Origin of the sequence: Microbispora hainanensis (genome assembly GCF_036186745.1) — a bacterium.
Taxonomy (GTDB): Bacteria; Actinomycetota; Actinomycetes; order Streptosporangiales; family Streptosporangiaceae; genus Microbispora.
Genome location: NZ_CP108086.1, coordinates 2,530,778 through 2,554,187 on the forward strand (window position 1 = coordinate 2,530,778; position 23,410 = coordinate 2,554,187).

The 23,410-nt window shown below is 71.4% G+C and carries 19 protein-coding genes; 7 read left to right on the plus strand and 12 right to left on the minus strand.

Annotation, left to right across the window (positions count from 1 at the left end; translation table 11 throughout):
* Positions 1-3: 3 nt before the first annotated feature.
* From OHB01_RS11825 to OHB01_RS11840, 4 genes are all read right to left on the minus strand, one after another.
* Entirely contained in the window at positions 4-678 is a 675-nt protein-coding gene (locus OHB01_RS11825; RefSeq protein WP_142650268.1) for a response regulator, read from the minus strand.
* Between the two features lie 43 nt (positions 679-721).
* A complete protein-coding gene (locus OHB01_RS11830; protein WP_328855339.1) occupies positions 722-2,302 on the minus strand; it encodes a serine hydrolase domain-containing protein in 1,581 nt (526 codons plus the stop codon).
* A 143-nt stretch (positions 2,303-2,445) separates the two neighbouring features.
* Positions 2,446-2,928, minus strand: a complete 483-nt coding sequence (locus OHB01_RS11835) for a DUF1992 domain-containing protein (RefSeq protein WP_328855340.1) — start codon at positions 2,926-2,928, stop codon at positions 2,446-2,448.
* Positions 2,929-3,028: 100 nt separating this feature from the next.
* On the minus strand, positions 3,029-3,898 hold the full coding sequence (locus tag OHB01_RS11840) for an NAD(P)-dependent oxidoreductase (RefSeq protein WP_142650270.1): 870 nt from the start codon (positions 3,896-3,898) through the stop codon (positions 3,029-3,031).
* 97 nt (positions 3,899-3,995) lie between these two features.
* On the opposite strand from OHB01_RS11840, the gene OHB01_RS11845 reads away from it, so the two are divergent.
* On the plus strand, positions 3,996-4,337 hold the full coding sequence (locus tag OHB01_RS11845) for a winged helix-turn-helix transcriptional regulator (RefSeq protein ID WP_142650271.1): 342 nt from the start codon (positions 3,996-3,998) through the stop codon (positions 4,335-4,337).
* A gap of 318 nt (positions 4,338-4,655) precedes the next feature.
* Here the strand turns inward: OHB01_RS11845 and OHB01_RS11850 are convergent, their stop codons facing one another.
* The 3 genes from OHB01_RS11850 to OHB01_RS11860 all read right to left on the minus strand — a co-directional run bounded on the left by OHB01_RS11850 (position 4,656) and on the right by OHB01_RS11860 (position 6,940).
* Entirely contained in the window at positions 4,656-5,105 is a 450-nt protein-coding gene (locus OHB01_RS11850; protein ID WP_142650272.1) for a hypothetical protein, read from the minus strand.
* 57 nt (positions 5,106-5,162) lie between these two features.
* Positions 5,163-6,074: a CDP-alcohol phosphatidyltransferase family protein gene (locus tag OHB01_RS11855; protein ID WP_142650273.1), complete on the minus strand. Its 912-nt coding sequence runs from the start codon at positions 6,072-6,074 to the stop codon at positions 5,163-5,165.
* 353 nt (positions 6,075-6,427) lie between these two features.
* The gene (locus tag OHB01_RS11860; protein WP_261986054.1) at positions 6,428-6,940 is read right to left on the minus strand and encodes an SRPBCC domain-containing protein; all 513 of its coding nucleotides are present in this window, start codon (positions 6,938-6,940) and stop codon (positions 6,428-6,430) included.
* 107 nt (positions 6,941-7,047) lie between these two features.
* Here OHB01_RS11860 and OHB01_RS11865 point away from each other — a divergent pair, with 107 nt between their 5' ends.
* From OHB01_RS11865 to OHB01_RS11875, 3 genes are all read left to right on the plus strand, one after another.
* The gene (locus OHB01_RS11865) at positions 7,048-7,536 is read left to right on the plus strand and encodes a DUF5946 family protein (protein WP_142650274.1); all 489 of its coding nucleotides are present in this window, start codon (positions 7,048-7,050) and stop codon (positions 7,534-7,536) included.
* Between the two features lie 1,017 nt (positions 7,537-8,553).
* Positions 8,554-8,892, plus strand: coding sequence for a hypothetical protein (locus tag OHB01_RS11870; protein ID WP_328855341.1), 339 nt, complete (start codon positions 8,554-8,556; stop codon positions 8,890-8,892).
* Positions 8,871-11,357 carry a DUF222 domain-containing protein gene (locus OHB01_RS11875; protein ID WP_328855342.1) on the plus strand — a complete coding sequence of 829 codons (2,487 nt, stop codon included), beginning with the start codon at positions 8,871-8,873 and terminating at the stop codon, positions 11,355-11,357. Before OHB01_RS11870 ends, OHB01_RS11875 begins: the two co-directional genes overlap by 22 nt.
* Positions 11,358-12,164: 807 nt before the next feature.
* Here the strand turns inward: OHB01_RS11875 and OHB01_RS11880 are convergent.
* On the minus strand, positions 12,165-13,277 hold the full coding sequence (locus tag OHB01_RS11880) for a L,D-transpeptidase (RefSeq protein WP_142648991.1): 1,113 nt from the start codon (positions 13,275-13,277) through the stop codon (positions 12,165-12,167).
* A 165-nt stretch (positions 13,278-13,442) separates the two neighbouring features.
* On the opposite strand from OHB01_RS11880, the gene OHB01_RS11885 reads away from it, so the two are divergent.
* The gene (locus OHB01_RS11885; RefSeq protein WP_142649085.1) at positions 13,443-14,051 is read left to right on the plus strand and encodes a cupin domain-containing protein; all 609 of its coding nucleotides are present in this window, start codon (positions 13,443-13,445) and stop codon (positions 14,049-14,051) included.
* A 254-nt stretch (positions 14,052-14,305) separates the two neighbouring features.
* Here OHB01_RS11885 and OHB01_RS11890 read toward each other — a convergent pair whose 3' ends face one another.
* The gene (locus OHB01_RS11890; RefSeq protein WP_147942879.1) at positions 14,306-14,848 is read right to left on the minus strand and encodes a hypothetical protein; all 543 of its coding nucleotides are present in this window, start codon (positions 14,846-14,848) and stop codon (positions 14,306-14,308) included.
* 117 nt (positions 14,849-14,965) lie between these two features.
* Between OHB01_RS11890 and OHB01_RS11895 the strand changes: the two genes are divergently transcribed.
* Positions 14,966-16,396, plus strand: a complete 1,431-nt coding sequence (locus OHB01_RS11895) for an aldehyde dehydrogenase family protein (protein ID WP_221889946.1) — start codon at positions 14,966-14,968, stop codon at positions 16,394-16,396.
* 128 nt (positions 16,397-16,524) lie between these two features.
* A complete protein-coding gene (locus tag OHB01_RS11900) occupies positions 16,525-17,100 on the plus strand; it encodes a hypothetical protein (RefSeq protein WP_168066110.1) in 576 nt (191 codons plus the stop codon).
* A gap of 94 nt (positions 17,101-17,194) precedes the next feature.
* Here OHB01_RS11900 and OHB01_RS11905 read toward each other — a convergent pair whose 3' ends face one another.
* From OHB01_RS11905 to OHB01_RS11915, 3 genes are all read right to left on the minus strand, one after another.
* Positions 17,195-21,598, minus strand: coding sequence for an HAD-IC family P-type ATPase (locus OHB01_RS11905; protein ID WP_328855343.1), 4,404 nt, complete (start codon positions 21,596-21,598; stop codon positions 17,195-17,197).
* Positions 21,599-22,029: 431 nt separating this feature from the next.
* Positions 22,030-22,380 carry an STAS domain-containing protein gene (locus OHB01_RS11910; protein WP_187280584.1) on the minus strand — a complete coding sequence of 117 codons (351 nt, stop codon included), beginning with the start codon at positions 22,378-22,380 and terminating at the stop codon, positions 22,030-22,032.
* 161 nt (positions 22,381-22,541) lie between these two features.
* On the minus strand, positions 22,542-23,399 hold the full coding sequence (locus OHB01_RS11915; protein WP_142648996.1) for an SAM-dependent methyltransferase: 858 nt from the start codon (positions 23,397-23,399) through the stop codon (positions 22,542-22,544).
* Positions 23,400-23,410: the final 11 nt, after the last annotated feature.

A 23,410-nucleotide genomic window follows, 5' to 3' on the forward strand; every position in this document is an offset into this window, starting at 1 on the left:
ACCTCACGCCCTCCGGTCGAGCGGACTGCCGGGCACGAGACCCGCCTCGTACGCCAGGATCGCGGCCTGGACGCGGTTGCGAAGGCCGAGACGGGCGAGGATCTGGCTGACGTACCCCTTGACCGTGCCCTCGACGAGATGCAGGCGCCGGGCGATCTCGGCGTTGGACAGGGCGGCCCCGACCAGGGCGAGCACCTCGCGTTCGCGGTCGCCGAGCCCGTCCACGAGGGCGCGGGCGGCGGACTCCGTGCCGAGCGGGCGCTCCCGGAGGCGGGTGATGACCCGCCGCGTGACGGCTGGGGAGAGATAGGCGCCGCCTGCGGCGACGGCGCGGACCCCTGCGATCAGTTCGCGTGGGTCGCCCGACTTGAGGAGGAAACCGGACGCGCCGGAGCCGAGCGCGCTCGTCACGTAGTCGTCCTCGTTGAACGTCGTGAGCATCACCACGGCGACGTCGGGGAGGACCCGGCGCAGCTCCGCGGCGGCCCCGAGCCCGTCGAGCCGCGGCATCCGGATGTCGAGCAGGCAGAGGGCGGGACGATGCCGCAGGGCGAGGTCGACGGCCTCGTGCCCGTCGGCCGCCTCGGCGACGACCTCGATGTCACCGGCCGTGGCCAGGATGCTCGCGATGCCGGCGCGGATCAGCGCCTCGTCGTCCGCCAGCAGGACGCGGATCATCGCGTTTCTCCCTCAATCCGGCCTATTGCGCCTTGTGGACTGATTAGTGTGTTTCGCTCGCCCATGCGGGGACGCTACCAACGGCCCGTCGCCGGAGCCGTACGGCGTGCACGAGGCGGGCGGTGTGGACGAGGCGGGCGGTGTGGACGAGGCGGGCGGCCACGACGGCGACGGCGGCCAGCGCCCCGGTGGCGGCCCAGACGTAGAGGGCGAGCCACACGTAGGTGAGCTGGCCCAGCGTGCCCACCCGGTTGAGCAGCAGCCCGGCCAGCTCCGCCAGCCCCAGATAGAACGCGACCGGCAGCGCGTACGGGGCCAGCCGTGCGGCCATCCGCCAGGTGCGCCGCCGCGCGCGGCGGGCGGCCCAGCGGCGGGAGCGCAGCACCCCGGTCAGGCCGAGGGCCAGGTTGAGCAGCGACAGGCCGCCCAGCCAGGGGTCCGCACTCGTGGTGAACGGCACGGCGTGCGCGTCGGGACGTCCCTCGATCATGTCGACCAGGCCGTCGCTGATGATCAGCGCATCGTCACCGGAGATCATCCCGGTGTCGGTGACGACCGCGATGCCCCACCCGCTCGCGGGCAGGAGGGTCTGCGCCGAGTTGTGCGTGAGCAGCCAGCCGGTGTGCCGCAGCATCGGGGCCCCTCCGGCCGTCCGCTCGGCCGACCACCCCATGCCGTACGTGCTGCCGCCCACGCCGGACGGGGTCTGGGTGGCCGTGACGAGGTCTCGGGGGAGGGCGTCACCGTGGCCGTTCTGCGTGATCAGCCACTTGCCCAGGTCGTGTGTGGTGCTGACGACCCCGTAGGAGCCGTTGACGAACCACTTCGGGTGCGCGCGCTCGATCAGCCGGCCGTACGCGCGGATGTATCCGGCGCCCGCGCCGGGCAGTTCCTCCGTGGTGTCCACCGTGCGGGTGGAGGTCATGCCGAGCGGCCTGAACACCGTGGCGGCCATGAAGTCGGCGAACGGCGTCCCCGACACCACCTCGGCCAGCCGCGCCGCGACCGCGTAGTTGGGGTTGTGATAGATCATCCGGGTGCCCGGCGGGGCGGCGAGCGGCGCGGTCCTGAGCATCGCGACGGCGTCCTTGAGGTCGTCCGGCGCGGGCAGCGTCAGCTCGGGAAAGGTCCGGTCGCTCATGCCCGAGGTCTGCTGGAGCAACTGCCGTACGGTGATCTGCCCGGCCCGGGGATCGGCCATGGTGAACTCGGGCAGATAACGCCGCACCGGCGCGTCGAGGTCGATCCTGCCCTGGTCGGCGAGGCGCAGCACCGCCAGGGCGGTGAACGACTTCGACAACGAGGCGAGCGGCATGGGGGTGTCCGCGGTGATCGCCTCGCCGCCGGCCGTGTGACCGAGCCCGGCGGCGTACACGACCGTGTCGTCCTTGACGACCGTCACCACGGCGCCGGGCAGGTCCGTACGCCGCATGTAGTCGCGTACGTATCGGTCGACGGACTCCGCGGTCAGGCCGGGCCGTCCGTCCGAGGGCGCCGCCCGCGTCGTGGCGGCGACCGCCCCCGATCCCGTTATGAGCAGTCCCGTCATGAGCAGTCCCGTCATGAGCAGTCCTGTCGTGAGCAGCACACCGCTTATGGCGGCGGTCGCCGCGATCCTGCGCATTCGCACCGAGTTTCCCCTCCGGGCTCTTTCCGTTCGCAGGTCATGAACGGTAGGAGCGGCCGGAGGGGCGGCACATCGGGCGATCGGGAGGTCCTCACCTGACTTTCGTCAGGTCGCCCGGCCCGGTCAGCGGCCTCGGCGGGTCAGCGGTGGCCGAACCACCGGAGGAAGGAACGCCTCTGACGCTTCTCGGGAGCGGGCGCGGGGGCGGGTTTCCGCTCGGCGACCGGATGAAGGGCCCGCCACTCGGCGGCGACCTCGTCCGCGTCGATGAGCGGCTGCACGACGGGCGGACCGGACAGGGGCCTGCGGTAGCTGTCGCGGATCTTGTCGTTCATCTCCTCGACGATCCGGCGTGCCTCGGCCTCGGTGCGCGCGCCCAGCGCCTCCGCCCTCGCCTCCTCGGCCTCCTTGCGCAGCGCCAGCGTCCCCGGCAGCGGGAACGACAGGTTCTCCGCCTGCATCTTCTGCTTGATCCACCACATGTCGTCGTGGGGCTTGCCCTGACCGGGGATGGGCTTGCCTGCGCCTGGCAGGTCGTCGAACTCGCCACGCTCGGTGGCCTCGCGAATCTGCCGGTCGATCCACGACTCGAAGCTCACTCCGAGGGGCTTGCGTTCGGTCACAGCCTCACCTCGCAATCCTCTTGTGAGGATAACCACCGAGATCGGCGGGCCGATGTCTGGGTCAGGGCCCCGGATCAGGGCCCCGGATCAGGGCCCCGGATCAGGGCCGCAGCAGGTCGATCACCCCGGTGGTGCCCTCGTCGCCGTGGCCGTCCGCGAGCCGCCGCGCCATGAGAGTCATGAACGGCGTGAGCAGTTCGGGGCTGACCTTCTGCTCCTCGGCCGTACGCAGCAGGGTCGCGTTGCCCCTGACCATCATCGCGAGGTTGGAGGTGACGTCCTTCGTGTAGTCGCCGCTGTCCAGGTGCTCGGCCACCCCGTACGCGTACGGGACCATCGCCTGCAGCCAGCCCGCGACGAGGTCGGCGAACGCCTTCGGCGGGATCTCGTCCCGGACGAGCGCGAAGGCGTGCGACACACCCGCGAACATGCCCGTCATCGCGCTGAGGAGCGCCACGTCGTGGAGGGCGGCGAGCCCGGGGTCCTCACCCGTGTAGACGGTGGCGGCGGGTGCGGCCAGCGTGTCCGCGTGGGCCTCGAACACCGCCGGGGAGCCGCTGTAGAAGACGTACGCCCCGGAGCCCGGCACCCCGATCATGGGCGGGACCGCCATGATGCCGCCGTCGAGGAACCGGGCGCCGCGCTCCTGCACCCAACGTGCCCGGGCGCGGGCCTCCTCCGGCGTGCCGGTGGTGAGGTCGACGAGGTCCTTGCCGGACAGGTCGGCGTCGGCGAGGGCGTCGTCCACCGAGGCGTGGTCGAGCAGGCAGACGACCACCAGGTCGCTCGCGGCCACGGCCTCGGCGGCGGTCGCGGCGACGCGGGCGCCGTCCAGGGCCTCGGCCTTCCCCGGGGTACGGTTCCAGACGGTCAGGGGATGCCCGGCGGCGAGCCAGGCACGGGCGAGCGCGCCGCCCATCGCGCCCAGCCCGAGAAGGGACAACGCAGGCTTTTCAGCGGTGTGAGTCATGCCGATTAGGCTGGTCACGAGCCCCGAGAGGATCAAGTACGCACTTTGAAGTGGGTGCTTACCCCGGGGTGAGCAAGCAGCCGGGAGGGGATGGGCAATGCGGACCGCGCGGCGTCCGATAGCGTCCGAATGCGGGATCGACGCGGCCATGGAGGTGATCGGCGGCAAGTGGAAGAGCTCGATCCTCTGGGCGCTGAACGAACGCCGATGCCGTTTCGGTGAACTGCGCAGGATGCTCCCGGGCGTGACCGAGAAGGTGCTCGCCTCACACCTGCGCGAGATGGAGGCCGACGGCATCGTGTGCCGCGAGGTGTACGACGAGGTGCCGCCGCACGTCGAATACTCGCTGACCCCGCTCGGCGTCACGCTGAACGAGGCGCTTGCGCCGCTCGGCGCGTGGGGCCGGGACCACCTCCTCGGCGGTCGTGACGCTCACTGACTCCGGCTTGGCTATCGCGTTCGGCGCGGCGTTGGCACCACTCGGCACGTGGGGCCTCCTGTGCGGGCGTGAGGGTCCACTGACCTGGTTCGGCCATCGCGTTCGGCGCGGCGTTGGTGCGCTCGGCGTGTGGGGACCTCCTCGCCGGGCGTGATGGTCACTGATCCGGCTCCGGTGACGGGCGGGCACGTCGTCCTGACGGCGGGAACGTCGTCCGCCGGGGAGGGCGGGCATATCCGGCTCGGCGGGCAGCCTGGACGTGCGCCGGCCCCTCGCAGCCGGTGACAGTTCGTGGTCGGCCAGCCGAGGACCTGGGTTTCATGGGGTGGTCTCGTGACCCGGTTGCCCGGGTGTGCGCCGCTGCTGCTTCAGCTCGGCCTCGTAGAGGTGACGGCGGCCTCCGGCCAGTTCGTTGCGGGCCTGGCGTTCCAGCTCCTGGAAGGTTGCGTAGTAGCCGTCGTCGTACTCCTCCACGATCTGGAAGGTCCAACGGCCCTGGATGACGTTGCGGCCGATCAGCTCGCGTTCGATCCGGTCGGCCCACTTGTCGTGCCCGGCCTGGCGCAGCAGCCGTACGGCGTTGTCCAGCTCGAAGTCGGCCGTGCCGGTGAGCTGGTGGAAGGAGTAGAGGTGGCCCCTGACCCGGTGGATCGTCTCCAGCGCCTTGCTGAGCCTGCCCAGCGCGTCGACCGTGATGTCGTCCAGCCCTTCGGGGCGGCGGTGGTCGGGATCGGGCAGGCCGGTGGGTTCCTCACGTTCGGTCATCATGTCCCACCGCTACCCCTCGCAACGGTGCCTCTATCGGTCTGAGCAGCGGTGAGACGCTCAACCGGCGGGCGTCCCCGAGGCGGACGGCTCGGCGGACGAGCGGATCGCGGCCAGCGCGCGGTTCAGGTCCCGTGACGACAGCACGAGCTTGTACATGATGAGGGCCTCGAAGAGCAGCAACAGGGCGGCCGCGCCGATCGTGACCGGGACGACCGCGCCGAGCAGCGGGCCGATGATGAACACCGCCATCTGGAACTCGATGCCGCTCACCAGGTGTGTGCGGATCCGGTGCTCGCGCAGCCACTCGCGCATGCCGGGATACCAGGAGAAGCGGCTGCGGAACTCCTGCTGCAGGTCCACGGCCTCGGTCAGGCGGACCCTGATCTCGTCGGGGTCGCCGTCGAGGTCGTCGTTCAGCAGGGACGCCGGCAGCGCGGCCGCACCCCCGGACGCCGACTCCTCGTAGGCGAGCCGCAGCGTGCGGCGCATCTGGCGCCGCACCTTCGCGATCTGGAGGGCGTCGACATAGCGCAGCATGTCCAGGAACACGACGGCGATGCCGAGGAGCAGGTAGACCTCCTGCCCGGTCGCGCGATATTGCCCCCACATCAGCGCGGCGGTGCAGGCCAGCACCCGGATCCGGTCGAAGACGTAGTCGAGCCAGCCGCCGAGGACCGTCCCTGTCCCCTTGAGCCGCGCGATCTTCCCGTCCATGCAGTCGAGGACGAAGCTCACGTGGTAGACGACGGCCCCGGCCACCAGCCACCGCCACTCGGCCTGGAGGAAGCACCAGGCCGAGCCCAGACCGAGCACGAAGGCGCCCCAGGTGATCTGGTTCGGGGTGATGGACGTGCGATTGGCCGTCGTCACCACCAACCGGCCCGCCAGGGGATCCACCAGGAAAACGGTCCACCAGGCGTCGCGCGCCTTATATGTCCGAGAGCGTACGTCGTGAAGCGTGAACGTCATTTGGGGGCTTTCTAGATTATGGGGGGATTTTGGGTAAAACGTCAGAAGTCGTCGTCCAAATCGTCCATTTCGTCCGCATAGTCGTCCGGGTCGAGCGCATGCGCATCGTCGCCCAGGTGCAGGTCGTCCTCGTCGAGCAGTGCCACCATTTGCTGGAGAAGCATCTTAAACATGATTTTGCCCTTTGACCGGCGATTGTTTCGCTACCGCTCATCAAAGCATCACCAGACATCACTCGCTGACGTTTTCCACAGGCCCTCCGGGTAGCTCGAATTACCCGAAAAGCCGAATTTTCCTTTTTGGTGTACCCGCGTTTCTTCCCCGTACGGGACGACGGGAGGGCGCGGAGCGGCTCAGGCGACGGCGCGAGCGAGATCGGAGAGCCATCGCTCGTGGTTGGCCCGGAGCATGGGCTCCCGGTAGAAGAGCGGCAGCAGTGGGCCGGCGAGCGACTCCTCCACGGTGACCCTCGTGCGCCCGTCATCCAGGGGTTCCAGCACGTGCCTGTCGACGGCCCGATAGCAGCCGAGGAAGGTGCCCGTCCAGGTGAGCTCCCGCAGGGGTTCGACCACGGCGAACCGCGACCGCAGCGGCACGCCGTTCAGGCGCCACCGGAAGGACGCGCCGGGGCGCACCTCGCCGAGTTCGAGGATCCGGATGCCGGAGACCCACGACGGCCACGTCCGCAAATCGGCCATGACCTTCCAGACTCGGTCCACAGGCGCGTCCATGACCAGCGTGGACGAGGAGGTCAGCTGGGCGTCGGGATCGACGCGTCCCCGTGCGGCGTACTCCTCGTGCAGCACGGCCAGGGACGGACCCGAGTAGAGCAGCGACATGTACGGCTCCTTGAGATTAGTGCTCATTAACGAGAGCGATGCTCTCTCATGCGCATGGACATGTCAAGAGCAGTGCTCTCGGAGTCGTGAAATGCCGTAGACGCGGCCGTCGCCGGTTGCCTAGGGTGCGGGCCATGGCGGACAGCTCCCGTGCGGGCCGGTGCGACTGCGGCGCGACCCCCGGTCCGCTGGGTGAGTGCGCGGACTACTATCACGCGATCCTGGCCGAGGAGCAGGCCGATCCCGAGATGGTCAGGTGGCACACGGTCGTGGTCTGCGCCTATCTCCTGCAACACCCCGCCAGGGGCCACGAGAAGCACCTCGACGGTCAGTTCCGCCTGCTGCAGTTCTACCTGGACAAGGGCCTCGACGCGTTGCTCCGCGCCGCGGCGCATCAGGTGGCGCGCAACAGGCGTGGATCGCGGTCGGGCTACGACATGGCCCCGCTGGAGGCGTACACGCCGCTCCCGCAGAGTGTGTCCCCCGGACCCTTCCGTGCGGGCTTCTGCGGGTTGCCGTTCAGGGACGGCAGCCTCGTTGCCGACGGATATCCGGCGTACGGCAGCCGCATCGAGAGCATCGCCGCAGCGACCGTGGAGTCCTGGAGAACCCTCACGGGCTGATGTGGGCAAGGGGCTCACCGAACTCACTCGCCTCGGCTTGCTCTCCGCGACGCAGGACGAGTTCGCGCCCGTGGAGCCCGTGCTCGGGTTCACCCCCGGACCCGTCGCGTTGAAGGGGGCCAGCGCCACTGTCAAGGGTCGGCGCTACGGCACCCGGGCCGCCCCTGTGACCTCTGTCGGTCCCTCCGAGGTCGGTGGCGCGTTCGTCGCGGGCTACCTCGGTGCGATCCCGGACGATCTGTACCCGGTGTGGGCCGCCAACGAGACCTCTGTCGGCCCCTCCGAGGTCGGCGGTGCGTTCGTCGCGGGCTACCTCAACGCGATCCTGGACGGCCTGCAACGAGACCTCTTCGGCCCGACTGGCCGCGCGCTACCAGTCTTCGGTGGCACCGATGCGGGACCGCCTCAAGCGCGGCATCTCGGTAGCCACCTTCATGGCCGCCTTCGCGGTCGTCGGCCAGAGACTCTTGGCATGGCTTGTCCAGCCACAGCATCTGGCTGGCCCGCCCGGCCGCGGCGAACTACCCCGTGACCAGGGCGATTCCCTCAATCTGTGATCCCAAGAGATTCTTAGTTGATCTTGCACAAGCTCCGGAGGGAGGAGAGAATTAATACAAATTTTCGAATCGCTTGATGGAGGTGTGATGGATCTGTTCGACATCGATCCTGAGCGCCTTCGTCATTCGAATGGCCCCGACGACGGCTGGTGGGACCGTCTGATCGCCAACTCGCCGCTGTGGTCCTCTGATGGCTCATCCGCCCGGGAGCCCTTCCCGATCATCAACTTCGGGCTCCGGCAGCGCGGCGACGCACTCGATGCCGCAAGCACGGACGCCCCGGGCGCGGACGTTCCAGGCACCGATCCCGACAGCACAACCAACGACGGCGCGGATGCCACGAGTGGGGCTGCCACCGGTACGAATGCCGCTGGCATGAGCGGTGCTGGCACGGACGGCGCTGGCGCGAACGCCGCGTGTTGGACCGCCGACAGCGCGGGATCTGACGCTGGTGCCGCCCGTGGGGCTTGTGCTGGTGCGGCTGCCGCTGGCGCGTATGGCGCTGGCTCTGGTGCCGCGTGCGGGGCTGCCGACAGTGCGGCATCCGCCGGTGAGAATGTCGGTGGCACGAACGGCGCTGGCGCAGATGCCGAGCGTGGAGCTGCCGACGGCGCAGGTACCACTGGCCCGGACGCTGCTGGCGCGGATGGTTCTGGCGCGGCCGGCCCGGGTGCGGGTGCGGGTGCTTCCGGCGGTGTGGGTGGGCGTGATCGTGGTCGTGGTCGTGGTCGGGGTCGTGTGCGGTCGTCGTGGGTGGTGGTGGGGTCGGTTCGTGAGGTGGCCCAAGAGCTGGCGCTGACGCCGCTTCCCGATGACGTGGATGTGTGCCTGGCCGAGGCGGAGGAGTTGCTGTTCGCCCGGGATCGGATCACCAGCGCGCTGGCCGATCGGGTGGGGCGGGTGCATCGTGCGGGTCAGGCCAGGCAGCATGGGCATGCCTCCACCCGGTGCTGGTTGCGCACGAGTGGGGGGATGACGGTGGGCGGCGCGGGCCGCCTGCTCACCCTGGGCGCGGAGTTGCCCCGCCTGCCGGTGGTGCGGGAGAAGTTCGCCACAGGGGAGTTGGCGGCCGGGGTGGTGGAGGCCATCTGCGCCGCCGTCGCCGGACTGACCGACGAGCAGGCCGCGCTGGCGGAGCCGATCCTGGTGGACCTGGCGGGCAAGGCCGGGGCGGCGGAGGTCGCCAAGGCCGGCCGCCACCTGCGGGCGGTGCTCGACCCCGATGGGGAAGAACGCGGCGAGCAAGCCGACTATGGGCGGCGGTTCCTGCGGGTCCGCCCGGGCAAGGGCGGCGGCGTGGAAGGGGAGTTCTATCTGCCGCGTGAGGCCGGTGCCCGGTTGATGGCGTTGTTGCAGGCGTACGCCAAGCTGAGGGCGCAGGGGGATGACCGCCCGCTGACGGTACGTCAGGCGGACGCGCTGATCGCCCTGCTGGAGCAGAAGATCGCCGCCGAGCTCCTCGTCGTGGTCAGCGCCGAATCCCTCCCCACCGACCCCGAAACCACCGACCCCACCGCCGACCCGGCCACCCAAGACCCCGCCGACCCTGCCGCCGACGACGACGTCAGCGACCACTTCGCAGACCTCGGCGACAGCGCCCCCAGCGACTACGTCCCCGACCCTGCCGGATGCACTGACGAGCCGAGCCAGGCCGACCCGGCCACCGAAGACCCTGCTGACCCTGCCGCCGATGACGACGTCAGCGACCACTTCGTGGACCTCGGCGACAGCGCCCCCAGCGACTACGTCCCCGACCCTGCCGGATGCTCCGAGGCCCCGAGCCAGGCCGTTGCCACCGGCGACTGCGACAGCGACGCCGAAAGCGCCGACGACGCTTGCGCTACCGCAGAGACCGGCCTCGGTGACGTGCGCGAAGCCGAACCCGGCCCCGCCACCAAGTACGCCACCGCCTCTGCCACCGACTCCGCCTCTGCCACCGACTCCGCCTCTGGCTCCGGCGACGCCGCGACCGGACTTCGTGATGAGGAATCTCTCGGCTGCGGGGTCGGTGAGCGCGAGGCCTGTGAGCGGCGGCCCGGCGAGTGCGAGCAGCGTGATGGAGCTAACGCTGCCTCCATCGAGAGCGACGACACCATGCGCACCGGCTCCGCTGAGAGCGACGAGAGTGCGCCCGCTAAGGGCGGAGACGGCGACCGTGCCGCGACTCAGTCTGGAGCACCGCACGCCACGCGGGGCGGCTCCGCATGGCCTGCCGACGGTGGCGAGCATTGGCACACAGCCCCTTCGGACACAGCCCCTTCGGACACAGCCCCTTCGGGCGCGACGGTTTCGGGTGCGACGGTTTTGGGCGCGACGGCTTCGGACGCGCGGCTATCACAGGCAGCGTGCTCGGAGGCTGCTCCATCGCACACAACGCCTTCGGAGGCAGCGCCTTCGGAGGCGGTGTGGACGGATCCTCCTCCCGAGGACGCCTCCGCACGTCACACCCACGCCGGGCCTGGGCCTGCGGGGGACTGCCGGCGTGGCCAGGGCACGTGCCGGTGCGACGGCCAGGGCGCGTGGCGGTGCAGTGGCGAGGTGCGCTGCTCGCGTGCGACGCAGGTGCCGGGGACATCGGGACCGTCGGGAGCGACGCCCGGCGGGTCCGGACCGGAGCGGGAGACACCACCCGGATGGGCATCGGGAACGGCACCGGGAGCCGGGCGTGGGACGCCGGGGACGGCGCAAGCAGCATCGCAAGGAGCGGCACAGGGGGCATCGCGGGGTGCGTCACCGGGATCAGCTCCCGGGGCGTCACCCGGAGCAGCGCCAGGTGCGTCGGCGGGCACGATGCCCGGAGCGTCGCTGGGGTCGGCACTGGGTGCCTCGCTGGGAGGGCCGCTGGGGATGGTGCCGCCGGGGTTGTTGCTGGCGACGGGGCAAGTGCTGCCCGTCTCCAGCGTGCACCGCCTCGCCCGCACCTCGACTCTGGTGCGGATCGTCATGAACGCCGACGGGCAGGTCCTCGACATGGGCCGCAAAGTCCGCCTGGCGACTCCTGCCCAGCGGCGGGCCATCTTCGCCCGGTACGCCACCTGCTGGGTCGACGGCTGCCCGCTCCCGGCGACCATGTGCCAGATCGACCACGCCGACAACTGGAGCACCGGCGGCCTCACGGATCTGAAGCTGCTGGGCCCGGCCTGCCAGTTCCACAACCGCGACCGCTACCAGCACCCCGACCGCTACACCCGCCGCAAAGTCGGCGAAGACCGCTGGGCCTTCACCTACCACCGCCTCGGACGAGCCCGACGACTACACGAGTAAGGCCGAAGGCACGGGGGTGAGCGATGCGCAGGGCAGGCCCGGGCGCACGCACGGGCAAATCCGGGCGGCGCGCGGACAGGCCCCGCCGGCTGCGCGCGTGACCACCCGAGCCGAGGGTCGAGGGGCAACACGGGGATCGACGGGAGGCGTGAGGAAAGAGTCGCCGGTGCGCTGGCCACTGGGCTCACAGTCCTTCACAGTGCGCCGCTGGGCCTCACCGTGCGCCGACGGTTCTCACACTGTGCACGAAGCTTCGCAGCGCGGCGCAGGGCTTCGCCGTGCGCCGTAGGGCTTCGCAGCGTGCTGCAATGCTTCACGCGCGCCGGAGTTCGGTCATCGCTCCCGTCCGCTCCGCTCCCTCGAGCCTGGCGGACCACTGTGGAACACGGCGTCGCGTGGCACCGCAGCATGGCGTCCGGGGTCACGACGCCTTGACCGCAGATCTGAGCCGCTGGGCGGCACTGTGAAGCCCCGTGGGGTGGACGGCGAAGCCGAGCCCCGCCTGGTGCCGGAAGCAGGCGGCGCCCTGCCCAGGTCGTGCGGACCGAGGGCGGGAGCGCCGCGCGGAGCCAAGCGAAAGGACATCGCGGGGGTAGTACGGACCGAGGGCGGGGAGCGCCGCGCGGAGCAAGGGAAGGGGCACCGCGGGGGGGTAGTACGGACCATGGACGGGGCACCGCCCGGAGCGCGGAAGGGAGCGCCCGTGCGGGGCAAAGGGAATGGGCACCGCGCGGAGCGCGGAAGGGCGCACCGCGCGGTGCTGGGGAAAGCGCCCTGCGGGGTGGTGGGCCTTCCCTGAAGGGCGTCCTATCCCTGGAGGGCGTCCTGTCCCTGCGGGGCGTCCTGGTCGGGGGTCGGGGACGCGGAGGGCGAAGCGGACGCTGACGCCGAGGCCGAGCCGGCGGGCAGTGCGCTGCCGCGCTTCCACTGGTTCCAGCTCAGCTGCCAGTAGCTCCAGCCGTTGCGCCAGTCGAGCTTGCGCTTGGTGCCGGTGACCGTGATGACGTCACCGCGCTGGCTGATGCCGTAGAACCACTGGGCTCCAGCGGGGGTGGCGCGCACGCAGCCGTGGCTCTGGTTCGACTTGCCCAGGAACTGGTAGTCGCCCGCGCTCTGGTGGACGTACTCGCCGCTGTCGGAGATCCGGACCGCCCAGGGGATCTCCAGCTTGTAGTAGAGCGGGTCCTTGGGGTCGGTGACGCCGAGCCAGGACGAGGTCATCGTTTCGACCCGCTTCTTGCCCATCGCGAGGTGCACGCCGGTGGTCGTGAGGTAGACGTCGACGCCGTTGCGCTTAAGGCCGCCGCGGCCCGCGCTGATGGGGATGGTCTTGGCGAGCTTCCCGTCGCGGCGCACCTTCATCACGTGCCTCTTGGTGTCGACCACCGAGATGTTGGCGGTGCCGACGGCGAAGCGGCGCGAGACGTCCTTGGCGGCCTCGTTGCCGGGGATCTGGCTCAGCCTGGCGGTGAACAGGACCTTCTGGTGCGGCTTCCAGTAGGTCTTGGTGCGATAGATGACCTTGCGGTCGGAGACCCAGCGCCATGCGCCCTCGACGGGCTTTTGGGCCTGGACCTGCAGCACCGCTTCCGCGGCCGCCTTGTTTCGTACGGCGCGGTCGAAGGTGACGATGATCGGGAAACCGACGCCGACCCGCTCGACCTTCTCGCCCATGGGCGTGATGTCGGCGATGCCGAGCTTCGGCTTTCCTGTCTTGCGTGCCGTCTTGGACGCCGCGCGCGGGGCGAGTGCCGCCGCCTCGACGCCCTGGGCCTGAGTGGCCGGGGCCTGAGTGGTCGTACCGGCCGCACCAGTGACTGATGCGGCGGGAGCGGTTGTGCCTCCCGCCGAGCAGGCCGTAGCGACGGCGATGGCGGCAACGCTGAGTGTTACGTGGGCCGCCCGCCGGAGGGTATTCACGGTCTACTCCTCATAGGGGGTGTTCACAGCGAATTGCACTGAGTTGGAACGTGCGAAACGGTGGTTTTGTGCGGCCGATTCTGTAACGATCAAGTAACACCGATATGGGTGGTCCCGGTCGGATTTGCCGGGCCGCTCTGCCGTACGATCGGCCGCGTGCTGCTGATGACGCTGGACGCCTGTCCCGGCGGGCCCGGACTCTCCGCCCGCGACGACGAGGAGGCGCTGCGGATCGCCGCCGAGGCCTTCTCCGGGACGGATCCCGTCGTGGCGGTGGACGAGGACGACCGGGACGCGCCCCTCCGCTTCCTGCGGCGTGACGTCACCGGCGCGTTCGTGGCGATCCAGACGCGTCCCCCGATCGCCGAGGCTCTCGGCCTGCTGCCGCACCCCGAGGGCGGGTGGTATCGCGAGACGTGGCGGACGGCCGCCTCCGTCGAGCCTCCCGGGTACGGCGGCACGCGGGCGACGGCGACGGGAATCTATTTCCTGTTGGAGCCGGGCGAGGAGTCGGTCTGGCACGCCGTACGGTCCGACGAGGTGTGGTTATGGCACCGGGGCGGGCCGTTGACGCTCGTGCTCGGCGGTGCGGGCGAGCGGCCCGGCCGGGAGGACGTGATCGTCCTGGGGCCGGACGTGGAGAACGGGCAGGTCCCGCAGGCGGTGGTGCCGGCGGGCACCTGGCAGGCGGCCCGCCCGGCGGGAGACGAGGGCGTGCTGGTGAGCTGCGTCGTGTCACCCGGCTTCGACTTCGCCGACTTCACCGCGCTCTGAGGCCCGACTTCACCGTGCTCTGAGGCTGATTCACCGTGCTTTGAGGTCGGCTGCGCCGCGTCCAGTGACGGGTCGCCCCTGTGTCCATAAGGTGGCGCGGCTCATGAGGTTGCGCTGCTCATGAGGTTGCGCTGCTCATGAGGTTGCGCTGCTCATGAGGTTGCGCTGCTCATGAGGTTGCGCTGCTCATGAGGTTGCGCTGCTCATGAGGTTGCGCTGCTCATGAGGTTGCGCTGCTCATGAGGTGGTGCGGCTCAGGTGGTGGTGCCGGGGAGGCCGACTCGGTCGGGCACCTGGCGGGGCAGGCCGCGCAGCCACCCTTCCACGTCGGCGGGCCACCAGCGGCCCGCGGACAGCCCGCGCAGCGTCTCCTTGACGGCGCCGGCCGAGGCGGGGCTCGGCACCACCCGGGTCGGCGCGGCCCCGGCGAGCACGCCGAGCCACCAGTGCCGCCACGTGGGCGTGAGGCTGTCGGGGTCGAGGACGATGTAGTAGTCGGGGAGCACCAGCCGGTAGGCACGCAGCGCCCCGGCCGCCGCCTCGATGGCCACCTCCAGGCCGCCCACCGGCGTCGTACCGTCGAAGAAGCCGGTCCACGCCTCACCGACGTCGGCCAGCGGATCGGCGTCGTGCAGTACGTACGTCGCGCTCGCGCGCGTCACCACGTCGGTCATCTCGGCGGGCGTCCGTTCCCCGCGCAGAATCGCCCGCACGTTGTGCAGGCCGTCGAGCCCCGCGATCACCTCGGCCGCCCGGTCACCCACCACCACGACCACCGTGCTGCTCAGCCGTCGCATACGGGAAGTCTAGGAAGCCTGGTGATAACCGTACGGACCCGGGGGTAGGCGAGCACGGGTAGAGGCGAGCACGGGTAGGCGAGCACGGGTGGAGCGAGCAGCGGGGGGAGAACCGGGGTGCGGGACAGGGACCGCTGGGTGCTGACCGACGGCGCGTGGACGGCGAGCGCGAGCGAACGTGACCGTACGGTCGCCGACCCGGCGACCGGAGAGCCGGTGGGCGACTTCCCCGCCGGGTGCGCCGAGGACGTGGAGCGGGCGGTCCACTCGGCTCGCCGCGCCCAGCCCGCATGGGCCCGTACGGCTCCCGCCGACAGGGCGGCGTGCCTGCACCGGATGGCCGGCCGGATCGAGGCCCGCGCGGACGAGCTGGCCGCGCTGGTGACCAGGGAGATGGGCAAGCCGATCGGCGACAGCCGCGGCGGTGTGGCGGCGGCGATCGGCACGCTCCGGCAGTATGCCGAGCTGGGGCCGCTGCACCGGGGACGGAGCCTGCAGGGCGGCTGGGACGCCACCGATCTCATGGTCCACGAGCCGCTCGGCGTGGTCGCGGTGATCACACCGTGGAACGACCCGGTGGCCATCGCCTGCGGGCTCGTCGGAGCGGCCGTGGTGACCGGCAACGCGGTGGTGCACAAGCCGTCGGAGCGCACACCGCACACGGGGGCGCTGCTCGCGGAGCTGATGGCGGCGGAGCTGCCGCCGGGCGTGCTGACGATGGTGCCGGGCGACCGGCATCCGGGCGAGACCCTGGCCGCGCACCCGGGTATCGACCTCGTCGCGCACGTCGGCTCGACCGCCGCGGGCCGGGCCATCGCCGCCGTCGCCGCGCGCACCGGCGCGAGGACCCTGCTGGAGAACGGCGGCAAGGATCCGCTGATCGTGGACGCGGGCGTGGACGTGAAGTGGGCGGCGGGACAGGCGGCGACCGGCTGCTTCGCCAACGCCGGGCAGATCTGCACCTCCGTCGAGCGGGTCTACGTCCACCGCGACGTCGCCGAGGAGTTCCTCGCCGCGCTCGTGCAGCGGGCCGAGGAGCTGCGCATGGGGCCTGGCATGAACGAGGAGACGACGCTCGGCCCGCTCGTCGACCGGGCGCAGCGCGACGTCGTCGACCGGCACGTACGCGGCGCGATCGAGGCGGGGGCGCGGCTGCTGACCGGGGGATATGTGCCCGAGGGGCCGGGGGCGTTCTATCCGCCGACCGTCCTGGCCGACTGCACGGAGAACATGGACGTCATACGCGAGGAGACGTTCGGCCCGGTCGCGGCGGTGCGGGTGGTGTCGTCGTTCGACGAGGCGCTCGAGCTGGCCCGCGAGTCGCGGTATGGCCTGGCGGCCACCGTCCTCACCCCGTCGATGGCCAACGCCCAGCGGGCCTGGCGCGAGCTGCCGGTGGGCACGGTGAAGATCAACGCCGTCTTCGGCGGAGCGCCCGGCGGCGCGGCCCAGCCGGTGCGCGCCAGCGGGCACGGGTTCGGGTACGGCCCCGAGCTGCTCGACGAGATGACCCATACCAAGGTCGTCCATCTGAGCCCGCTCCCCTGAGTCGATCACCGGGACCGGCTGTCAAGAGATTCTGAGCTTTGACCCGACACTGAGCGCGGGGCGCGCGATCGGCGGTGACGTGCTGCCTACGGTCTTTCTCGTACGATCCGTCACCTCGGGGGAGACTCATGATCATCAGCTCGGCCGCCGCCGCCCTCGCCGCAACCCTGATCGCCGGACCGGTCGCGTTCGCGGACCCAGCGCCGCCCGGGGGAGCTTCCGGGGACGACGCGATCCCGGTCGCGACCACGATCTCGGCGCCGCTCGACACGGCGGTCTACGACCCCCGCTACACCAGCGAGTACGGCCCCTCCGGCCCCGACGGCCTGGGGATGGCCGGCACCGCACCCGCCGCGCTGCCCGTCACGAGGCCCGTCACGAGGCCCGTCACCATGCCGGTCACGAGGCCCGTCACGAGGCCCGTCACGAGTCAGGCCATGGAGCCGAAGCAGGCCGTCTATCACACGAAGGGCAAGGACGGTGTGCGGCACGACGTGTACGTCGTCCCGATTTCGGATGATCCCTCCCAGCCGATCACGCTGCCCGACTTCGGCTTCAAGACGTTCCACGTGGCGAACAAGCCGCGCGCCCACACCAAGCAGCGTGCGCACAAGCCGAAGAAGGCCCAGCACCGTACGGCCGTCCGCGGTGGGGGGAAGAAGAAGCACCGCCACGGCGGCAAGGGCATACACCGCGGCCGCTGACCGATCACGCGCTGACCGATCACGTGCTGACCGATCACGTGCTGACCGATCACGTGCTGACCGATCACGTGCTGACCGATCACGTGCTGACCGATCACGCTGCCGGTGCGGGCAGGTGGGCGGCGGCCCTGCGGCGTTCGGCCTCGGCGCGGGTCGCCGCCTCCCTGACCGGGCGCTGCACGAGCATTCCGGCCAGTGTGGCAGCGGTCGCGCTGCCCAGCCCGATGACCCAGCCCACCGGGCCGAGCGGCCGGCAGCCGAAGACGGCGCTGACCCCCGGCACCGTGACGATGAACCACAGGACGGCCAGCGACGACAGCGACGCGAGCACGACGATCCTGTCCCGGCCGCCCCCCGCGAGCGTCTGCAGGAGCTGCGCGGACACGAGGGCGACCAGGCCGATCGTGTTCGCGCGCCCGCGGGTGCCCGTCATGCGTCCGAGGATCCACGCGACCGTCGCCGCCGCCGTCGTGACCGCCGCCCGCAGGTAGATGTCGCGGGTCAGCGACGCGCCCAGCGACGCCTCGGGGCCCTCGGCCAGCAGCTCGTCCGGATCGGTCGACGCGGGCGGCCGTACGGCGACCGCCATGGCCGGCACCATGTCGGTGAGCAGGTTCACCAGCAGGAGCTGCCGGGCGTTGAGCGCGCTCCCGCCGGCCAGCAGGTTGGACCCCACGGTGAACGCGATCTCGCCGATGTTGCCGCCGAGGAGGATGCTCAGCGAGTCGCGCACCGAGGTCCACATCGCCCTGCCCTCGACGATGGCGTCCACGATCGTCTCGATGCGGTCGTCGGTGACGACGAGGTCGGCGGCGGACCGCGCGGCGGGCGTCGCGCGGGAGCCGAGGGCGATCCCGACGTCGGCCGTACGGATGGCGGGCGCGTCGTTGGCGCCGTCACCGGTGACGGCGACGACCTCACCGGCCCGGCGCAGGCACGTGACGATCCTGGCCTTGTGCGCGGGGGTGGTGCGGGCGAAGACCGCCACCTGGGGCAGCACCTTGGTCAGCGTCTCGTCGTCGAGCTCGTCCAGCTCGGGACCGGTCATGACGCGCCGGCCGTTCAGCGCGTTCAGCTCGACCGCGATGGCCTCGGCGGTGCTGGGGTGGTCGCCGGTGACCATGACGATCCGCACTCCGGCCCGCATGAGGCGCCCGACGCTCTCCGCGGCCGTGGACCTGACCGGGTCGGCCAGGCCGAGGAACCCGAGGAAGCACAGCTCGTCGATGCGCGACTCGTCGAGGTCGCTCCGGTCGGAGGCGGGCCGCTGCGCGACGGCGAGCACCCGGTAGCCCTGCCGGGCCAGCCGCTCCACCTCGTGCACCAGCTCCGCGCGCACGGTCTCGTCGCAGGGCACCGCCCCGGTGTCGCGGTGCACGGTGGTGCAGTGGGTGAGCACGATCTCGGGCGCGCCCTTCACACTGAGCAGGTGCCCATGCTCGGTGCGGCCGAGCACGGCGTGGTAGCCCCGGCCCGGTTCGAACGGCAGCTCGTCCACGCGCTCCCAGCTCTCGAACCCTTCGGCCGGCGTGACGCCGAGCCGGTGGGCGCCTTCGAGCACCGCGCGGTCGGTCGGGTGGGCGATCACCCGTCCCCCGCCGGACTTGGGGCTGGCCCGGACGGCCGCGGCGAGGACGCGCCGCAGCCACGCGTCCGCCTCCTCCAGCGGACGGCCCGACCACCCGTTCGACAGGTGCCGCAGGCTGATGCGGCCCTCGGTCAGCGTGCCGGTCTTGTCGAAGCACAGCACGTTGACCCGGCCCAGGGCCTCGATGGTGGACGGGTTGCGCACCAGGGCGGCGCGCCTGGACAGCCGCCGTGCGGCGGCCAGCTCCGCCACCGTGGCGACGAACGGCAGCCCCTCGGGCACGGCGGCGACCGTCAGGCTGACGGCGGGCGTGAGCGCCGCGGCCAGCGGCCGTCCGCGCAGGAGGTCGGTGAGGAGCAGCACCACACCCGAGGCGATCGACAGCGGCAGGATGCGCCGGCTCAGGTCCCGAAGGCGCAGCTCGACGCCGGTCGGCGGGCTCGGCTCGCCCGCGAGCCTGGCGCTGCGCCCCGACTCGGTCATGTCGCCGGTCGCGACGACCACCGCCCGGCCGCTGCCCGCCGCGATCGAGGTTCCCTGGTAGACCATCGAGCTGCGGTCGGCGACGGCCGCCGCCACGGTCGGCGCGGCCGTCTTCGTGACGAGCTGCGACTCGCCGGTGAGCGTCGACTCGTCCACCTCCAGCCCGACGGCCTTGATGACGCGGGCGTCCGCGGGCACGGCGTCCCCTGCCCGCAGCTCGATGACGTCGCCGGGCGCGAGGTCGGCCTTCGTCGTCTCGACGACGCCGCCGGGGCGGCGCAGCCGTACGAGGACCTCGGTCGACTCGGTCAGGCTCAGCAGCGCCCGGTCGGCCTTGAACCGCTGCACGCCGCCGAGGAACGCGTTGATGACCATGACCCCGCTGATCAGCACGGCGTCGAGCACCGAGCCGACGAGGGCCGAGATGCCCGCGCCGGTCGCGAGGGCGGGCGTGAGCGGGTTGGCGAGCTCCTCCAGCGTGGCCCGGGCCAGCGAGTGCGGCCCCTCCGCCTCCTCGGGCACGGCCTGCGCGCGGCGCCTGCCCGCCTCCTGCTCGCCGATGCCCTCCGACGAGGAACGGAGCCGCGCGAGCACCTCACGCGCCGACATGGCGTGCCATGGTGTGCTGTCGGCGCGGGCCGGGGTGGAGACGCGGCCGGCGTTCTGCCCGTCCCACTCGCCGAGCACGATGGCGCCCAGCGAGACGGCGGCGCTGGCGAGCTGCGCCCGGCGCAGGGCGGTGGCGGCCGGGCCCGCGACGGCCAGCAGGGTGCCGACGCACGCGCCGGCCGCGCCGAGCCGTACGGCGTTCGCGCTGTTGCCGCGCGCCCGGGGCAGGCAGCGCAGGAACAGGTGGACGCCGTTCAGCTCGCCGGCGATGTCGGCGTCCCACGGCACCACGTGGCCGGGTTCCTCGGCAGCAGGATCGACCACACCGACGCCGATGTCGGCCTGGGCGAGCGCGTGCCAGGCGTTCTTCGACACGACGGCCACGCAGTGGCCCGCCGCCTGCAGGTCGTGCACGTGCCCGGCGAGCTCGGGGCCTCCGGGCAGCGTACGGACGATCCCGAGGCGCTGGGCGAGGCCCTCGTCGCCGCCCGCGAGCATGACCGTGCCGGCCGCCTTGGCGGCGCTGACGACGGGCACGGCCAGGGCGTCGATCTCCGGGGCGAGACCGGCGACGGCGACCCGTGAGCCGTCCCTCGACACCTCCACCGCCCGCAGTCCGCGTGACCGCCAGAGGTCGGCGTCCGAGAGCAGGAGATCGGGGTCGGGCAGCGGACGGACCGACCAGTCCTCCACGGTCGCCGTGTGGCCGGGGTCGGAGAAGTCGATGAGCGAGTAGAGCCGGGAGTACAGCTCGCCGGTGTCCTCCCCCTCACGCAGCGGCTCGACCCGGTCGATCGTCCACGAGCCGGTCGTCAGCGCGTCGGCGTGCAGGATGACGGTGTCGACGCGGTCCATCTTGCGCAGGCAGTCGGCGTCGAAGACGACCGTGTCGTGCTTGCCGAGCGCGCGGGTGACCGCGCCCGCGAACGCGTCGCGGCTGAGGTCGGCGACCCGTGGAGTGCCGGCGACGAGGATCGACACGGCCCGTTCGCCCCGCATGAGCGCCCGCGTCAGCGCGTACGCGGCGGCGCTGATCGGGGCGACCACGTCGGCGTAGCGCTCGATCGGCCCGTGCGGCAGGTGGGTCGGCCGCTGCCGGGTCTCGGCCCTGATGTGGTGGTAGGCGCCCGGACGCGTGGCGAGCCGCTCCTCCAGCCTCTCCCACGCGTGCCGGCTGGCTCTGGTCTCGACATAGCGGCCCACGTTGGCGACGGCCTGCACGAACAGCGCGGTGGGACGGAGCGTGAGGGTCTGGGTGACGAGGTTGGCGGTGTTGAACAGGGCGTCGGTGGGACCATGCCCCAGCCTGCGGTCGAGCTGTTCGCGGATCGCGGGCGTGGCGTTGACCAGTTGCAGCAACGCGGGCACGGCCACTGGGAGCTGCGGGGCCCGGATGGCCCTTCCCAGGAAGATCAGCCCGATTCCGGCGATGCCGGCCGTCAGCCGTACGGTCGCCCGCAGGTGCTCCTCGACGAGCTGGACGGGGCTCTCGTGGGCGTGCTCCTCCTGCTCGTCCAGCTCCGTGACGAGGGTCAGCAGCTTGTCGTGGTCGACCCGGTCCGGGTCGCAGGCGACGAAGACGGCGGAGATGCGGCCGTTGACCTCCGCCCGCTCGACGCAGGGGAGGGCCTCGAGCCGCTCCTCCAGATGACTCGCCGCGTCCTCGGAGCCCGGCCGGCCGATCCCGCGCAGGTCGATGCGCACCCCGCCGGGGCAGACGTGCATGTCGCGCGGGCAGGGAAGCAGCTCCCGGAACGGCTCGGGCAGCACGCCGCGCAACAGGGTCAGGGACGTCGTGAGCGCCTGGTTCAGGAACATTCGGCTCTCCAGCAGATGGGAGCCCGGACGCCGGGTCCGGGAAGGAACGGGCGGCCGCACCGGAGGGTCAGCCGGTGGGGGCCAGGTCGCCTCGTCACCGCGGCGCGAGCGCGCGGCTGCGGCTGTGCCACGTCGGCGGACGGCCGCAGACATCGGTGGCGGGCTGCCGGAGTGCCCGGAAACACCTCATCCCCCTCCTCGCGAGAGTCGGGGGGAACTCACGAATGGATTCCGCCTGAACCCATACGAAGGCTCAGGCGGCGGTCATAACGGTCGTGTGCGACCGTCCTCGGATACTTTTCCTCCATCCGGAGCCCGAGAAACGCGGGAATGCGAGAAACGCGGGAATACGGGCGTGAGGGGAAAATCCGGATGAGGTGGGAGTGAGGGAAACTGATCGGCGCGCCGAGGGGGCGCGCCGGGCCGCGGAGTCACCCGATGGTGAACGCGGGCCAGTCGAGCAGGGTGAGCAGCTTGCGCAGGCTCGGCTTGACGTTGTCGAGCCGGATCGGCCGGCCTAGGGGAGAGTCGGACAGCAGGGCCAGGGCGCGCAGGCCGGAGAGGTCGATGAACTGGAGCTCGGCGACGTCCACGGTTCCCGTGCCCGGGCTCGCCCACTGCCGGTGCAGGGCGTCGGCCATCGCGTCGCCGTTGGTGAGGTCGATCTGTCCGATCAGCCGTACGCCGCCGTCTTCGGAGGAGCGTACGACCAGTTGCTCGTCGAGATAGAGCAGAGTTCTCTTGCTCTGGGCCGATTCGAGCGACCCATTGACGATCATCATGTCGGTGCCGCCTTCCATGTAGAGGGGCAGCCACCTCCGAGCATCACCGTCGCCGCTCACCGGTGTCAACCCGGCCGCCGTACGGCCGCGCCGTACGGCCGAGAGCGGTTCCGTCGCCGAATGGCCCGCTGCCTGCGGCGACGCGCTCCCGGCCGTACGTTTCAGGCTTTGTGCGCGACGCCGCCGACGAACGTGTGATAGGTGATGCCGGGCTCGAAGACCTCACCCGGGTCCGGCCGCCACTCCGGGAGCGGCACCAGGCCGGGTTCGAGGAGCGGCAGGTCGCCGAAGTAGGCCAAGATCTCCTCGCGGGTGCGCCACCGGCCCGTGCCCAGGTTCTCGTTGAACAGCTTTTCGGCCGTGGTCGCCTGCGCCGACACATCGGGCATGCTCGGCCCCGGGTTGTGGAAGTGGGACAGCGCCAGATAGCTGCCCGAGGGCAGGGCCTCGCGGAAGCGCGCGGCGATCCCCTGGGGGTCCTCGTGGTCGTTGACGTGATGCAGGATCGCGAACAGCAGCAGGGCCACCGGCTGGTCGAAGTCGATGAGCGCGCGGACCCCGGGGTGCCCCAGGATCGACTCCGGGTCGCGGATGTCGGCCTCGACGACCGTGGTGCTCCCGTTGGTCGCGAGCAGCGCCCTGCCGTGCAGGAGCACGATGGGGTCGTTGTCGACGTAGACGACGCGAGCCTCCGGGGCGACCTTCTGGGCCACTTCGTGCACGTTGCCCTGCGTGGGCAGGCCCGAGCCGATGTCGAGGAACTGCCGGATGCCCGCCTCGGCGGCCAGATGGTGTACGACGCGCCGGAGGAAGGCGCGGTTCGACCGGCCCGCCGCGGGGGCGTCCGGGGCGATCCGCAGCGTGGCCTCGCCCACCTGCCGGTCGATGGCGTAGTTGTCCTTGCCGCCGAGGAAGAAGTCGTAGACACGGGCGATGCTCGGCTTGCTCGTGTCGATCCTGGCGAACGCCTGGGCGCGTCCGGCAGGGTCGTCGCCCGGGTGCTGGTCGTTGTCGGCCATGATCCGTCCTG